Annotated in this window: 16 protein-coding genes (1 of these 16 running past the window's edge); 7 read left to right on the top strand and 9 right to left on the bottom strand. The window is 59.2% G+C overall.

Features of this window, described 5'->3' with window-relative positions:
• Positions 1–2: 2 nt before the first annotated feature.
• The 3 genes from trpD (at position 3) to M0746_RS28460 (ending at position 2,715) form a co-directional block, all read left to right on the top strand.
• Positions 3–1,052, top strand: coding sequence for an anthranilate phosphoribosyltransferase (gene trpD / locus M0746_RS28450; protein WP_090286810.1), 1,050 nt, complete (start codon positions 3–5; stop codon positions 1,050–1,052).
• The gene (gene trpC, locus M0746_RS28455) at positions 1,049–1,888 is read left to right on the top strand and encodes an indole-3-glycerol phosphate synthase TrpC (RefSeq protein WP_258451391.1); all 840 of its coding nucleotides are present in this window, start codon (positions 1,049–1,051) and stop codon (positions 1,886–1,888) included. The genes trpD and trpC overlap by 4 nt, the downstream gene beginning before the upstream one ends.
• A 125-nt stretch (positions 1,889–2,013) precedes the next feature.
• Positions 2,014–2,715 (top strand): lipoate--protein ligase family protein, encoded by a 702-nt coding sequence (locus M0746_RS28460; protein WP_258451392.1) that lies wholly within the window; start codon positions 2,014–2,016, stop codon positions 2,713–2,715.
• A 10-nt stretch (positions 2,716–2,725) separates the two neighbouring features.
• On the opposite strand, the gene crp is transcribed toward M0746_RS28460, so the two are convergent.
• Positions 2,726–3,370: a cAMP-activated global transcriptional regulator CRP gene (gene crp, locus M0746_RS28465; RefSeq protein WP_093097824.1), complete on the bottom strand. Its 645-nt coding sequence runs from the start codon at positions 3,368–3,370 to the stop codon at positions 2,726–2,728.
• A gap of 249 nt (positions 3,371–3,619) precedes the next feature.
• Here crp and M0746_RS28470 point away from each other — a divergent pair, with 249 nt between their 5' ends.
• Both M0746_RS28470 and speD read left to right on the top strand, forming a co-directional pair.
• Complete coding sequence (locus tag M0746_RS28470) at positions 3,620–4,042, top strand: OsmC family protein (RefSeq protein WP_007994936.1); 423 nt, start codon at positions 3,620–3,622, stop codon at positions 4,040–4,042.
• 237 nt (positions 4,043–4,279) lie between these two features.
• Positions 4,280–5,074: an adenosylmethionine decarboxylase gene (gene speD, locus M0746_RS28475; protein ID WP_090286802.1), complete on the top strand. Its 795-nt coding sequence runs from the start codon at positions 4,280–4,282 to the stop codon at positions 5,072–5,074.
• A 118-nt stretch (positions 5,075–5,192) separates the two neighbouring features.
• On the opposite strand, the gene coq7 is transcribed toward speD, so the two are convergent.
• From coq7 to hemJ, 6 genes are all read right to left on the bottom strand, one after another.
• Positions 5,193–5,840 carry a 2-polyprenyl-3-methyl-6-methoxy-1,4-benzoquinone monooxygenase gene (coq7, locus tag M0746_RS28480; RefSeq protein ID WP_206414599.1) on the bottom strand — a complete coding sequence of 216 codons (648 nt, stop codon included), beginning with the start codon at positions 5,838–5,840 and terminating at the stop codon, positions 5,193–5,195.
• A 195-nt stretch (positions 5,841–6,035) separates the two neighbouring features.
• Entirely contained in the window at positions 6,036–6,374 is a 339-nt protein-coding gene (locus M0746_RS28485; RefSeq protein WP_017128660.1) for a histidine triad nucleotide-binding protein, read from the bottom strand.
• Between the two features lie 56 nt (positions 6,375–6,430).
• A complete protein-coding gene (locus M0746_RS28490; RefSeq protein ID WP_258451393.1) occupies positions 6,431–7,219 on the bottom strand; it encodes an SDR family NAD(P)-dependent oxidoreductase in 789 nt (262 codons plus the stop codon).
• 61 nt (positions 7,220–7,280) lie between these two features.
• The gene (locus M0746_RS28495) at positions 7,281–8,231 is read right to left on the bottom strand and encodes a DUF805 domain-containing protein (protein WP_258451394.1); all 951 of its coding nucleotides are present in this window, start codon (positions 8,229–8,231) and stop codon (positions 7,281–7,283) included.
• Between the two features lie 79 nt (positions 8,232–8,310).
• On the bottom strand, positions 8,311–9,279 hold the full coding sequence (locus M0746_RS28500) for an NAD(P)H-dependent flavin oxidoreductase (protein ID WP_258451395.1): 969 nt from the start codon (positions 9,277–9,279) through the stop codon (positions 8,311–8,313).
• A gap of 32 nt (positions 9,280–9,311) precedes the next feature.
• On the bottom strand, positions 9,312–9,740 hold the full coding sequence (gene hemJ / locus M0746_RS28505; protein ID WP_208939554.1) for a protoporphyrinogen oxidase HemJ: 429 nt from the start codon (positions 9,738–9,740) through the stop codon (positions 9,312–9,314).
• 134 nt (positions 9,741–9,874) lie between these two features.
• Here hemJ and argC point away from each other — a divergent pair, with 134 nt between their 5' ends.
• Positions 9,875–10,909, top strand: coding sequence for an N-acetyl-gamma-glutamyl-phosphate reductase (argC, locus tag M0746_RS28510; protein ID WP_258451396.1), 1,035 nt, complete (start codon positions 9,875–9,877; stop codon positions 10,907–10,909).
• Positions 10,910–11,077: 168 nt separating this feature from the next.
• Positions 11,078–11,428 carry an iron-sulfur cluster insertion protein ErpA gene (erpA, locus tag M0746_RS28515; protein WP_003176443.1) on the top strand — a complete coding sequence of 117 codons (351 nt, stop codon included), beginning with the start codon at positions 11,078–11,080 and terminating at the stop codon, positions 11,426–11,428.
• Between the two features lie 84 nt (positions 11,429–11,512).
• Here the strand turns inward: erpA and M0746_RS28520 are convergent, their stop codons facing one another.
• Both M0746_RS28520 and M0746_RS28525 read right to left on the bottom strand, forming a co-directional pair.
• Positions 11,513–12,604: an anhydro-N-acetylmuramic acid kinase gene (locus tag M0746_RS28520; RefSeq protein ID WP_208939555.1), complete on the bottom strand. Its 1,092-nt coding sequence runs from the start codon at positions 12,602–12,604 to the stop codon at positions 11,513–11,515.
• Positions 12,605–12,607: 3 nt separating this feature from the next.
• A protein-coding gene (locus M0746_RS28525; protein WP_258451397.1) for a peptidoglycan DD-metalloendopeptidase family protein crosses the window boundary here: on the bottom strand, positions 12,608–13,908 show its 3' portion. It continues 127 nt past the right edge of the window; 1,301 of the gene's 1,428 nt are visible here — the last part of the coding sequence; its start codon lies off the right edge, out of view; it ends in the stop codon at positions 12,608–12,610.

Consider the following 13,908-nt stretch of genomic DNA (forward strand, 5'->3'; position numbering starts at 1 on the left):
GCATGAACATCAAGACAGCCCTGAGCCGTATCGTCGATCACCTCGACCTCAGCACCGATGAGATGCGCGATGTGATGCGCGAAATCATGACCGGCCAATGCAGCGACGCGCAGATCGGCGCGTTCATGATGGCCATGCGCATGAAAAGCGAGAGCATCGACGAGATCGTCGGCGCCGTGTCGGTCATGCGTGAGCTGGCCGATCAGGTTGAGCTTAAAACTCTCGACGGCGTGGTCGATGTGGTCGGCACCGGTGGTGACGGTGCGAACATCTTCAACGTGTCGACCGCTTCTTCCTTTGTTGTCGCGGCAGCCGGTTGCACTGTGGCCAAGCACGGCAACCGCGCCGTCTCGGGTAAAAGCGGCAGCGCCGACCTGCTCGAAGCCGCCGGCATCTATCTGAACCTGACGCCGGTACAAGTCGCGCGCTGCATCGACAACGTCGGCATCGGTTTCATGTTTGCCCAGACCCATCACAAAGCGATGAAATACGCCGCCGGCCCGCGCCGCGATCTCGGCCTGCGCACGCTGTTCAACATGCTCGGCCCGCTTACGAATCCGGCCGGTGTGAAACATCAGGTGGTGGGCGTGTTCACTCAGGCACTGTGCCGGCCATTGGCTGAAGTCTTGCAGCGTCTGGGCAGCAAGCATGTGCTGGTGGTGCATTCGAAGGATGGGCTGGATGAATTCAGTCTCGCCGCGCCGACGTTTGTCGCCGAACTGAAAAACAATGAAATCACCGAATACTGGGTCGAGCCGGAAGATCTCGGCATGAAGAGCCAGAGCCTGCATGGCCTCTCGGTCGAAGGCCCGGAAGCGTCGCTGGCGCTGATCCGTGATGCCCTCGGCAAGCGCAAAACCGAAAACGGCCAGAAAGCCGCCGAGATGATCGTGCTCAATGCCGGTGCTGCGTTGTACGCCGCCGATCTGGCCAGCAGTTTGAAACAGGGCGTGGAGCTTGCGCACGACGCTTTGCACACCGGCCTCGCTCGGGAGAAACTCGAGGAGCTGGGTGCCTTTACCGCGGTATTCAAAGTGGAGAATGAAGGATGAGTGTACCGACGGTTCTGGAAAAGATTCTCGCCCGCAAGGTCGAGGAAGTGGCCGAGCGTAGCGCCCGCGTCAGCCTCGCCGAGCTGGAAAATCTGGCCAAGGCGGCCGATACACCGCGTGGTTTCGCCCAGGCATTGCTGGCGCAAGCGAAGAAGAAGCAGCCGGCGGTGATTGCCGAGATCAAAAAGGCCTCGCCGAGCAAAGGCGTGATTCGCGAAGATTTCGTTCCTGCCGACATTGCCAAAAGCTACGAGAAGGGCGGGGCGACCTGCCTGTCCGTGCTCACCGACATCGACTATTTCCAGGGCGCCGACGCCTATCTGCAGCAGGCCCGTGCCGCGTGCAAACTGCCGGTCATCCGCAAGGATTTCATGATCGACCCGTATCAGATCGTCGAAGCCCGCGCACTGGGCGCGGACTGCGTGCTGCTGATCGTCTCCGCACTGGATGACGTGAAGATGGCCGAACTGGCTGCGGTGGCTAAAAGCGTCGGCCTCGATGTGCTGGTGGAAGTGCACGACGGCGATGAGCTCGAACGCGCCTTGAAGACCCTCGATACACCGCTCATAGGCGTCAACAACCGTAATCTGCACACGTTTGAGGTCAGCCTGGAAACCACGCTGGACCTGCTGCCGCGCATTCCCCGTGATCGTTTGGTGATCACCGAGAGCGGCATCCTCAACCGTGCCGATGTCGAGCTGATGGAAATCAGCGACGTGTACGCGTTTCTGGTTGGCGAAGTGTTCATGCGTGCCGAAAGCCCGGGCACCGAGCTGCAGCGTCTGTTCTTCCCGGAGCGTGGCGGTCCGGTAGTCAGCGGTTCGACCCTCGACTGATTCGCCGCCCCCTTCGCGAGCAGGCTCATTCCTGCATTTGGAATGCGTTCCCTTTTGTAGGAGTGAGCCTGCTCGCGATGAGGCCTTAGAATCCGCTAAAGATGTCTAATCTGCCGGAGCCCTCCATGTCGCTGCCAATCCCCCTGACCATCGAAGCCGGCCTGCAAGCCGAGCAAGATCTGTTGGCTTCGGTCTGCGCCGGCGATGCGGAATTCGGTCTGCTGTTCTGGCAACCCAGCGATCGCGCGCTGGTCATGCCGCGCCGCCTCAACCGGTTACCGGGTTTCGATCACGCCTGCGAAGTCTCAGCCGCGGCCGGTTGGCCGGTGCTGTTGCGCGAAACCGGCGGCGAGCCGGTCCCGCAATCTGCCGCGACGATCAACATTGCACTGGTTTACGCGCCGCCGCGCAGCGAGGGCGATCTCAATCGTATCGAAACCGGCTACCGACGTTTGTGCGATCCGATCTGTCAGTTGCTCGATGAGTTGGGCGGTACGTCCTCGCTGGGCGAGATCGACGGCGCATTCTGCGACGGGCGCTTCAACGTCAATCTGGACGGACGCAAAATGGTCGGCACCGCGCAACGCTGGCGCCAGAGTCAGGGCGGCCAGCGTCCGGTCGGGCTGGTGCACGGTGCGATGCTGGTGGATGACGAGCGTGAGTCGATGGTTGCAGCGGTCAATCGCTTCAACGAGGCCTGCGGCCTGGAGCAACGGGTGCGGGCGCAAAGCCACATCGCCCTGCATGAGAAATTCAACGCGCCACAGGCTTTGGCGCGTCTCGATGAATTGTTTCGTCTGATGCTGGCGCAGATCTACAGCGCCTGAATCTGCGCAGTTAACGCGTACCGAAAACCACCATGGTCTTGCCTTTCACATCGACCAGGTTACGTTCTTCCAGATCCTTGAGCACGCGACCGACCATCTCCCGCGAGCAACCGACAATCCGCCCGATTTCCTGACGCGTCACCTTGATCTGCATGCCGTCCGGGTGCGTCATGGCGTCTGGTTGTTTGCACAGTTCCAGCAGGCAACGAGCCACACGACCGGTGACGTCGAAGAAAGCCAGATCGCCGACCTTGCGCGTGGTATTGCGCAAGCGTTGTGCGATTTGTCCGCTGAGTACGTAAAGAATGTCCGGGTCCTGCTGGGACAACTCGCGAAACTTGGCGTAGCTGATTTCTGCAGTTTCGCATTCGACCTTGGCCCGTACCCAGGCACTGCGCTCCTGCTCCTGACCGGCTTGCTCGAACAGTCCCAGCTCACCAAAGAAATCCCCGGCGTTGAGGTACGCAATGATCATTTCGCGGCCGTCATCATCCTCGATCAGAATCGTCACCGAACCCTTGATGATGAAATACAGCGTGTCCGAGCGATCGCCCGCACAAATGATGTTGCTCTTGGCTGCATGGCGACGGCGCTGACAATGCATCAACAACTTGTCGAGATTCTTGATTCTGGATGTGGGGGTAATAGCAACCATGGTTGTATCCCGAAAAGACTGCACGGTGATGTTTGGTTTTTTTATGAGGCGCTGAAGAGGGATCGCTGCAACAGCTGACGACACGGGCTGACACGGGCGCCAGCGAATTGGCGCCAGCTTAACAGACACTTCGTCGCAAATTCGAGAAATTACCTACAGTCCAGAGGCGTGCGTCCTAGGACGCCGTTCCTGTCGGGACAAATCGCTGTGCTAAGCTGGCGACCCTTTTTTTACAGTGGAGTCTGGGCGATGAAGGCACGCATCCAATGGGCTGGCGAAGCCATGTTCCTCGGCGAATCCGGCAGCGGTCATGTCGTGGTGATGGACGGTCCGCCGGACGCCGGTGGTCGCAATCTGGGCGTTCGTCCGATGGAAATGCTCCTGCTGGGCGTCGGCGGTTGCAGCAACTTCGACGTGGTCAGCATCCTCAAGAAGTCGCGTCAGGCTGTTGAAAGCTGCGAGGCGTTCCTGGAAGCCGAGCGCGCCACCGAAGACCCCAAGGTCTTCACCAGGATCCACATGCATTTCGTCGTCAAGGGTCGTGGCCTGAAGGAAGCCCAGGTCAAGCGTGCCATCGAGCTGTCCGCCGAGAAGTATTGCTCGGCCTCGATCATGCTCGGCGCGGCTGGCGTGGCGATTACCCACGATTACGAAATCATCGAACTCGGCTGAACCGACATTCAACTATCATAAAAGCAGTGCAGACTCTGGCGATCCCCCGCTGACGTCTGCATAATGCGCCACTTTTTTCAGGGCAGTGATCGGTCAGCCGACGGGTCATCCGCCTGAACAGACAACCAAAATCGCCATCGCGAAGAGGTGTTAACCGTCCTACGCAGGTGCGTCGTTCGCACTTGACGGGCATGCTTGATCACGCGGCCGGGCCGCATACATAGAGAGTTTTTAACGGTGAAAAGCAAACTCAAGCTCCACGGGTTCAATAACCTGACAAAGACCTTGAGCTTCAACATCTATGACATCTGCTACGCGGAAACCCCGCAAGACCAGCAGGCTTACGTCGAGTACATCAATCAAGAGTACAACGCGAAACGCCTGACGCAGATTCTCACAGAAGTTGTCGAGATCATTGGTGCCAACATCCTGAACATTGCCAGTCAGGACTACGAACCTCAGGGCGCCAGCGTCACGATTCTGATCTCTGAAGAGCCGGTAACCCCGACTGACAGTCAGATCGAAGAATCGCCGGGCCCGTTGCCCGAAATTATCCTGGCCCACCTCGACAAGAGTCACATCACGGTGCACACCTACCCGGAAATCCATCCGGACGATGGTATCGCAACTTTCCGTGTGGATATCGACGTATCGACCTGTGGTGTCATTTCACCGCTTAAAGCGCTCAACTTCCTCATTCACCAGTTCGACTCGGACATCGTGACCGTGGATTACCGTGTGCGCGGCTTCACCCGTGACGTTGAAGGCAACAAGCACTTCATCGATCACGAGATCAACTCGATCCAGAACTACTTGTCGGAAGACACTCGCGACGCGTACCAGATGACCGACGTGAACGTGTATCAGGAAAACCTGTTCCACACCAAAATGCTGCTGAAGAACTTCGAACTGGACAACTACCTGTTCGGCGACGCCACCAGCAACCTGTCCCCTGAGCAGCGTGCTCAAGTGACCGACCGGGTGAAACACGAAATGCTCGAAATCTTCTACGCTCGCAACATGCCTGCGTAAGATTTCCGCGCACAAAAAAGGCGACTCCCTCACGGCAGTCGCCTTTTTTATTACTGGGATGCAGAATCCTGTGGGAGCTGGCTTGCCAGCGATGAGGACCTTCCAGTCACCATAACGATCAGATCCGATAAGTACTCTTGGTCATCACCTTGGCCAAAATACTCATCCCGAACTTCACCGGCGCCGGAAAGCGAAACCCGCCCGCATCCAGCGCACTCTCCGCATGATGTTCTTCATCGATGCGCATCTGCTCCAGAATCGCTCGGGACTTCTCGTCCTCGGCGGGCAGTTGCTCAAGGTGTTCGTTCAGATGCTTGCACACCTGATGCTCGGTCGCCGCGACAAAACCGAGGCTGACCTTATCGCTGATCAGCCCGGCAACTGCACCAATCCCGAACGACATGCCATAAAACAACGGATTCAACACGCTGGTATGACTGCCCAACTGATGAATGCGCTGTTCGCACCAGACCAGATGATCGATCTCTTCTTCGGCTGCATGCTCCATGGCCTCGCGCACCTGCGGCAGTTTGGCGGTCAGCGCCTGCCCTTGGTACAGCGCCTGGGCGCAAACTTCGCCGGTATGGTTGATGCGCATCAGGCCGGCGACGTGGCGGGTGTCTTCATCGCTCATTGGCGTGTCCGGCTGCAGGATCGCCGGTGACGGGCGGTACGGCTGGCCACTGAAGGGCAACAGCGTGCGCATTGCGGCATCGGCTTGCAGCAGAAGACGGTCAATCGGCGAGTAGTGACGTTGGGTAGTCATGCTGACCTCCGGGAAAAATCTCGACGGCCAGTTTAACCGAATCGGCCGGCGAAGGTTTGCGTTGGGTCATTGGCCATGCGGGTGTTGCTTGTTGTGGGAACGAGCCTGCTCGCGAATGTGATGGGTCAGGCACTGTTGTGTTGAATATGCCGACGTCTTCGCGAGCAGGCTCGCTCCCACAGGGTCTGGCGGAGCTTAGCCCGGCGGCCAGTTCATCTGGCGCTGACCGAGTACATGCATATGAATGTGATAGACAGTCTGCCCACCGAGTTCATTGCAGTTCATCACCACGCGGAAACCTTCCTCGCAGCCCAGCTCCAGCGCCAGGCGTTGCGCGGTGAACAGAATGTGCCCGGCCAGTGCCTTGTCGTCTTCGGTCAGGTCGTTGAGGGTACGCACCGGTTTCTTCGGGATCACCAGGAAATGCACCGGTGCCTGCGGGGCGATGTCGTGGAACGCCAGAACCTGGTCGTCCTCGTAAATGATCTTCGCCGGAATCTCCCGGTTGATGATCTTGGTGAACAGAGTATCCACTGCTGTTTCTCCGTTATAGGGGCTGAGTCGAGTGTACCGTGTTGAATTCGGAATTTTCAGCGCGGGCAGTAAGCTTTGTTGATCATGCCGACGATGGTCCGGTTGAGCCAGCGCGAGCCGAGCCGCGGCAAAAACGCCAGCCAGCGGTTACGTCGTCCCGGAATGATGATGGCGCGGTTCTTTTCGAGGGCGCGCACGGTGTACAGCGCGACTTCCTCGGGGTTCATCAGCTTTGCGCTGTCTTCGAGTTTTTCACCGTTGAGCTGTGCCGTCCGGAAAAAGGCCGTGCGTGTCGGGCCAGGGCAGAGCACTGAAACCTTTACCGCACTTTGTTTGAGTTCAACCCGCAAGGCTTCGGAGAAATTCAACACGTACGCCTTGCTCGCGTAATAAGTGCTCATCCACGGTCCGGGACTGAAAGCTGCCACCGAGGCGACATTAAGGATCTGCCCGCCACCCTGCAGTGCCATGCTGTTGCCGATGGCGTGGCAGAGGCGGGTGAGGGCGAGGATGTTCACCTCGATCAGATCCTGCTCGGTCATCCAGTCCTGGGCGAGAAACGGACCGCAGGTGCCAATGCCGGCGCAGTTCACCAGCAAATCGATCTGCCGGTCGCCTTCCTCGAGCTCCAGCAGGAAGCCGGACAGGCGCAGCGGTTCGCCGAGATCGCAGGCGCGAAACAGCACTTCGACCCCGAAGCGTTGGGTCAACTCCAGGGCAATACTTTCCAGCTGATCACGCTGTCGAGCCACCAGGATCAGGCTGCGGCCGCGGCGGGCCAGCGCTTCGGCCATGGCCAGGCCGATGCCGCTGGAAGCGCCGGTGATCAGAGCGTAACGGGTCATGCAATTCTCCATCGCAACAGCTCCGCGCCAACGACGCGGGTGTCACGGCGGGGAGCGCTGTTCATTCTTGCGCAGAGTCTACAGGGGGCTGCGCCGCTTCGGCTGCATCGTCGTTGGAAATCACCGGCGGTTCGACCTCCACGTCGATTTCATCGGTGGTCACCGAGCCACTGTCATAACTGCTTTCGACGTTGCTTTCGTATTCCTGCTGAATGGCCGAGATGCCACCCAGCATCCCGCCGACGAAGATCAGCGCAAAGAACACGATCCACAGCGAACACAGGACTTTGACAGCGGTGCTGTTGGGCGGCGGCGGTGGCCCGTAACGGTTGGCTCCGGCGTTGCCCGGCACGACCATGATCACCAGCGGAAAGAAGCTGCCCACGAACGGAACGAGGTTCAGCAGCCAGAGCCAGCCCGACCAGCCGATGTCATGCAGGCGCTGGACACTGAACAGGATGCTGACGATCAGGAACGCAACGAACAGGAAGAACGCGAGGATCCCGCCAATGATCAGGCCGGTGGTGGAGTCGCCCGCGACCAGCCCCAGAGCCATCAGGGCGAACACGCCGACAATCGGCAACGTCACCAGGCTCAGGACCATTGTCCAGGCGAGAAAACGCAAGCGGCCAATTCGCCCTTCGACGCTGAACGGCTTGAGCGTGGCGAACGCCGGCATATTTTCGCCGACGCTGGCGCGCGGTGGTGCGTAAGGGGAGTCAGGTTCCGCCATCGCCGCAGATTGTTCATGGACGTCGGACAGGTTCAGGTCGATGACGGTTTCGCTTTCGATCCGTGCATCAATGCCGGTCTTGTTCAGTGCCTGCAGATAGGTCTGTGCATCGCTGTGCGACAGGTCCCGCTTGAGCGCGACGGTGCGGCCATTGAACAGACGCTCGATGGCGGCAACATCGCTTTTGAACAGGTCCGCCAGATTGAGTTTGGCGGTGGTGAGATCGACACCGGGCTGCAGAGCGCCGTCGAAGACGATCTTGTAACGGGGTTCGCTCATGGTCGAGGCATCCTTGTCGCGAATTGTTTGGAAGGTCGGCAGTGTAAGGCCAGTCCATCGGTGCTGGCCCGGTTATTTCTCAACGAGGCCAGCGGTTCGGTAGCTGTGCTGCGCGACTCTGCGCCTGGCGGTACTCGGCGTCCAGTCGTGCAATCAATTGATCGACTGTCGGCAAGTCGTCGATCTGCCCTACGCCTTGACCGGCCGACCACACGGTTTTCCAGGCTTTGGCTTCGTCGCTGATCGGCTTGAGCTTGTCGCCGAAATTCACCTCGCCTTTACCTTGCAGAGCGGCCATGTCGAAACCGGCCGCTTCCAGGCTTTGGCGCATGAAACTGGCCGGTACCCCCGACACCGCTGGAGTATGGATGATGTCCGCGGCCTTGGCTGTCAGCAGCATCTGCTTGTAAGCGTCAGGCGCATGACTTTCGGTGGTGCCGATAAATCGCGTACCGAAGTAGGCCAAATCCGCACCGAGCAGTTGTGCAGCGAGAATCTCATGGCCGTGGTTCAAACATCCTGCGAGCAATAGTGTCTTGTCGAAGAACTGGCGGATCTCGGCGATCAGCGCAAACGGACTCCAGGTGCCGGCGTGCCCACCGGCACCGGCCGCAACCGCGATCAAGCCATCGACTCCGGCTTCGGCGGCTTTTTCGGCATGCCGCCGCGTCGTCACATCGTGGAACACCAGGCCGCCATAGCTGTGCACCGCGTCGACCAGCTCCTTCACCGCACCGAGGCTGGTGATCACGATCGGCACTTTATGCTCGACGCAGATATCCAGGTCGGCCTGCAAGCGTGGGTTGCTGTTGTGCACGATCAGGTTCACCGCATACGGCGCCGGGTTTTCCAATGCGGCGAGTCCCGCCTCGATCTCTTCCAGCCAGGCCTTGAAACCACTGCTTTCGCGCTGGTTCAACGCGGGAAAGCTACCCACAACGCCATTGCGGCAGCAGGCGAGTACCAGTTGCGGGTTGGATATCAGGAACATCGGCGCAGCCACTACGGGCAGACGCAGACGTTGTTCGAGCAAAGCGGGCAGCGACATTGGAATACCCCGAAATGGTGTGATTATCGAAACTAGAACGGCCGGACCACGACCAGAATTACGATAGCCAGCAATAGCAGAACCGGCACTTCATTGAACCAGCGATAAAAGACATGGCTGCGGGTGTTTTCGCCACGGGCGAAGCGTTTTACCTGTGCGCCACACATGTGGTGGTAGCCGATCAGCAGCACGACCAGGGTCAGTTTGGCGTGGATCCAGCCGCCTTGACTGAAGATCGTCGGGTTAAGGTAAATCAGCCAGCCGCCAAAGATCAGGGTGGCGATCATCGCCGGGCCCATGATCCCGCGATACAGCTTGCGCTCCATGACGCTGAAGCGCTCCTTGCTGGTCGTGTCCTCGCTTTGCGCGTGATAAACGAACAAGCGCGGCAGGTAGAACAGCCCGGCGAACCAGCAGACAACACTGACGATATGCAACGCTTTGATCCACAGATAGAGCATTTTGGTGATTCCCTCATTCACGGTAAGCCAGATAGTAGAGGCTTGAGCGTCCGCACGTCACCTTGACGGTTGTCGCAGGGGCGTGCGGCCCCTATTATCGACGGCTTTCCAGTGGTTTCGTTGAGGGCAGGTTTATGGTCAAGGTCGGTATCGTCGGCGGCACGGGTTACACCGGTGTCGAACTGCTGCGTCTGTTGGCACAGCATCCGCAGGCAGAAGTGGTGGTTATCACTTCCCGATCCGAGGCCGGTCTGGCCGTGGCTGACATGTACCCGAACCTGCGCGGCCACTACGACGGCCTGGCGTTCAGCGTGCCGGACGTGAAAACCCTCGGTGCTTGCGATGTGGTGTTCTTCGCCACCCCGCACGGTGTTGCGCACGCATTGGCAGGTGAGTTGCTGGCGGCGGGCACCAAGGTCATCGACCTGTCGGCAGACTTCCGCCTGCAGGACGCCGAAGAATGGGCCAAGTGGTACGGCCAGCCTCACGGCGCTCCCGAACTGCTGGATGAAGCGGTCTACGGCCTGCCGGAAGTCAATCGCGAGCAGATCAAAAGGGCACGCCTGATTGCGGTGCCGGGTTGCTATCCAACCGCGACGCAACTGGGTTTCCTGCCATTGCTGGAAGCCGGACTGGCTGACGCTTCTCGCCTGATCGCCGACTGCAAATCCGGTGTCAGCGGTGCCGGCCGTGGTGCGGCGGTAGGCTCGCTGTACTCTGAAACGTCGGAAAGTATGAAGGCGTACGCGGTGAAAGGTCACCGTCACCTGCCGGAAATTCGCCAGGGTTTGCGTCGTGCGGCGGGCAAGGATGTCGGTCTGACGTTCGTCCCGCACCTGACTCCGATGATTCGCGGCATCCATTCCACGCTTTACGCGACGGTGGTCGATCGTTCGGTGGATCTGCAAGCGCTGTTCGAAAAACGCTATGCCAACGAACCGTTCGTCGACGTGATGCCGGCCGGCAGCCATCCCGAAACCCGTAGCGTGCGTGGCGCCAACGTCTGCCGCATCGCGGTGCACCGTCCTCAGGATGGCGACCTGGTGGTAGTGCTGTCGGTGATCGACAACCTGGTCAAAGGCGCGTCGGGGCAGGCAGTGCAGAACATGAACATCCTGTTTGGCCTGGACGAACGCTTCGGTCTGTCCCACGCCGGCATGCTGCCTTAAAAGCAGCTGCGAGCTCCAAGCCTCAAGCTTCAAGTCATCAGCGGTAAGCTTGAAGCTCAGCGCTTGAAGCTTGCCGCTGCTCCTCTAATAGTTGACCAATTTTCTAGGACAAGCGGATAATGCGCGTCATCACGCATTATGGCGGCGTAACGCCGGGAGATAGTCAGCATGAGCGTCGAATCCTTCACCCCCACGGCTTTGCAATTCACCCACGGTGCTGCGCACAAGGTGAAGAGCCTGGTCGATGAAGAGGGGAATGATCGCTTGAAGCTGCGCGTATTCGTTACGGGCGGCGGTTGTTCAGGGTTTCAATACGGTTTCACCTTCGATGAAGATGTGGCCGATGACGACACCATCGTCGAGCGCGAAGGCGTGAGTCTGGTAGTCGATCCGATGAGCTTCCAGTACCTGGCCGGTGCGGAAGTGGATTATCAGGAAGGTCTGGAAGGTTCGCGCTTTGTGATCAAGAACCCGAACGCCACCACGACGTGTGGTTGCGGGTCGTCGTTCTCGATTTGACTGCTGCTTTCAAAACTTTCGATTCAAACAACAAAACGCCGCAGAGCCTCACGGTTCTGCGGCGTTTTGTTGTCCGCGATTCACTCAGGCCGGATAGATGGCGCCGAGCACGCGAAGACCGCGGGCGCCGGTGACACTCGGGCGGTTGGCGGCGATGCCTTCGAGACAGCAATGAGCCAGCCAGGCGAAGGCCATTGCTTCGACCCAGTCCGGGTCGACACCATGGGTGGCAGTGCTGGCGACGGTAGTGCCGGGCAGCAGCGCGGCCAGTCGTGTCATCAGCGCTGAGTTGTGTGCTCCGCCGCCGCAGACCAGCAATTCCTGAGTGTCGGTTTGCGCGCTTTGCAGTGCTGTAACGATAGTAAGCGCGGTCAGTTCGAGCAGTGTGGCCTGCACATTTTCCGCGGCAAGTGGGGGAAGGCGTGAAAGGTGTTGTTCAAGCCAGGGCAGGTTGAACACCTCGCGCCCGGTGCTTTTCGGCCCTTGGGTAATGAAGAATGGGTCGCTGAGCAGGGCTTCGAGCAATTCCGGATCAACAGTGCCTGTCTTCGCCCAGTCACCATTGCGGTCGTAGTTTTCGCCGCGTTGCCGCTGAATCCAGGCGTCCATCAGGACATTCCCCGGGCCGCAGTCGAAACCGGCTACAGGCCTGGTCGGCTCGATCAGACTCAAATTACTGAAGCCGCCGACATTCAAGACCGCCTGATTACCGGTGCGCTCTTCAAACAAAGCCTCATGAAAAGCAGGCACCAGCGGCGCACCCTGGCCGCCGGCCGCGACGTCCCGACTACGGAAGTCACTGACGACGGTGATGCCGGTCAGTTCGGTGAGGAGGGCAGGGTTACCGATCTGCACGGTAAAACCACGCGCCGGTTCATGGCGAATGGTCTGGCCGTGGCTGCCGATCGCGCGAATGGCTTCAGGCTTGAGGTCCTGGTTGTTCAGTAGTGCGTGTACACCCTGAGCGGCCAGATTCACCCAGTGGTGCTGAGCGATGGCCGAGCGGGCAATTTCGTCAGGGCCGCTGGCGCACAAGCCAAGCAGCTCGGCGCGCAGGGAATCGGGCATAGGGATGTAGTGGGTGGCGACCAATCTGATCGCCGAGGTCTGCTCGATCAGGGCAATGTCCAGCCCGTCGAGACTGGTTCCGGACATTACCCCGATATACAAGGCCATGGCTTAACGCTTGCTCGAAGCCAGCATGGTGGCCTTTTCTTGATCCATCCGCGCCATCAATGGCTGGCTTTGAGCCATGAAACGAGCGCGTTCGGACTTGGCGATCGGGTCGGCCATCGGCAGTTTCTGGCCCAGCGGATCGACGTGCACGCCATTGACCTGGAATTCATAGTGCAAGTGCGGACCGGTCGACAGGCCGGTGGTGCCGATGTAGCCAATTACCTGGCCTTGCTTGACGGTACCGCCGGTTTTCACACCCTTGGCAAAGCCTTGCATGTGACCGTACAGCGTGCGGTAAGTATTGCCGTGCTGAATGATTACGGTGTTGCCGTAACCGCCGCGACGGCCGGCGAGCAGCACTTTGCCGTCACCGGCAGCCTTGATCGGCGTGCCACGTGGCGCAGCGTAGTCAACGCCCTTGTGGGCACGGATCTTGTTGAGAATCGGATGCTTGCGGCCCATGGAGAACTTCGAGCTGATACGAGCGAAGTCCACCGGAGTGCGAATAAAGGCCTTTCGCATGCTGTTGCCATCGGCGGTGTAATAGCTGCTGTTGCCTTGCTTGTTGGTGTAGCGCACAGCGGTGTAGGTCTTGCCGCGGTTAGTGAAGCGGGCTGAGAGGATCGGTCCATTGCCGACCGCCTTGCCGTTGACCACTTTCTGCTCGTAGATCACATCGAATTCGTCGCCCTGACGGATGTCTTGGGCGAAGTCGACGTCATAGCCAAAAACACTGGCCATATCCATGGTCAGGCTGTGCGAGAGGCCTGCACGAGCAGCGGATTGTGACAGCGAGCTGTTGATAACACCGTGAACATAAGCGGTGCGAACAGTCGGCTTCGCGGTGATGCGATTGAACGCGTAGCCCTTGTCGTTGCGGGTCAGAGTGATGGTTTCGACGTCGCTGACCTTGCTGTGCAGGCTGGTCAGTTGGCCTTCCGGGCTCAGTTCGAATTCGAGTTTCTGGCCGCGCTTGAGTTGGCTGAACTGTTTGGCTTGTTTGTCGCTTGCCAGCACTTCATGCACAGACGCACTTGGCAGGCCGACCTTTTCAAACAACGTGGATAGCGTATCGCCCTTGGCTACAACGACTTCGCGATGGCCTGGGGCCTTAGCTTTTTCTTCAATTGCAGGTGCGGGGGCAGGGGCAGCATCCGCGGTTTGTGCGGTGCTGTCGTCAGTGTTTTCGATTTGCGCAAACGGCGAGGCTACGGGTTCATTTGTGGCTTGAGCCGCGTCAGCAGCGTCTTGATCTTGTGTCAGTTGTTCGGCAGGACTTTCCAGTTCAAGGCTCAGGGTCGTCT

The sequence above is a fragment of the Pseudomonas sp. S11P7 genome, from assembly GCF_023195435.1.
In the GTDB taxonomy this organism is placed as follows: domain Bacteria; phylum Pseudomonadota; class Gammaproteobacteria; order Pseudomonadales; family Pseudomonadaceae; genus Aquipseudomonas; species Aquipseudomonas fluorescens_G.

Excerpts from the sequence above, each read along its gene's own strand:
- M0746_RS28460 (WP_258451392.1), top strand. The coding sequence starts at position 2,014 with ATGTCGCTGCCAATCCCCCTGACCATCGAAGCCGGCCTGCAAGCCGAG.
- M0746_RS28470 (WP_007994936.1), top strand. The coding sequence starts at position 3,620 with ATGAAGGCACGCATCCAATGGGCTGGCGAAGCCATGTTCCTCGGCGAA.
- hemJ (WP_208939554.1), bottom strand. The coding sequence starts at position 9,740 with ATGCTCTATCTGTGGATCAAAGCGTTGCATATCGTCAGTGTTGTCTGC.
- trpC (WP_258451391.1), top strand. The coding sequence starts at position 1,049 with ATGAGTGTACCGACGGTTCTGGAAAAGATTCTCGCCCGCAAGGTCGAG.
- argC (WP_258451396.1), top strand. The coding sequence starts at position 9,875 with ATGGTCAAGGTCGGTATCGTCGGCGGCACGGGTTACACCGGTGTCGAA.
- M0746_RS28500 (WP_258451395.1), bottom strand. The coding sequence starts at position 9,279 with ATGTCGCTGCCCGCTTTGCTCGAACAACGTCTGCGTCTGCCCGTAGTG.
- crp (WP_093097824.1), bottom strand. The coding sequence starts at position 3,370 with ATGGTTGCTATTACCCCCACATCCAGAATCAAGAATCTCGACAAGTTG.
- coq7 (WP_206414599.1), bottom strand. The coding sequence starts at position 5,840 with ATGACTACCCAACGTCACTACTCGCCGATTGACCGTCTTCTGCTGCAA.
- M0746_RS28520 (WP_208939555.1), bottom strand. The coding sequence starts at position 12,604 with ATGGCCTTGTATATCGGGGTAATGTCCGGAACCAGTCTCGACGGGCTG.
- M0746_RS28490 (WP_258451393.1), bottom strand. The coding sequence starts at position 7,219 with ATGACCCGTTACGCTCTGATCACCGGCGCTTCCAGCGGCATCGGCCTG.
- M0746_RS28495 (WP_258451394.1), bottom strand. The coding sequence starts at position 8,231 with ATGAGCGAACCCCGTTACAAGATCGTCTTCGACGGCGCTCTGCAGCCC.
- trpD (WP_090286810.1), top strand. The coding sequence starts at position 3 with ATGAACATCAAGACAGCCCTGAGCCGTATCGTCGATCACCTCGACCTC.
- erpA (WP_003176443.1), top strand. The coding sequence starts at position 11,078 with ATGAGCGTCGAATCCTTCACCCCCACGGCTTTGCAATTCACCCACGGT.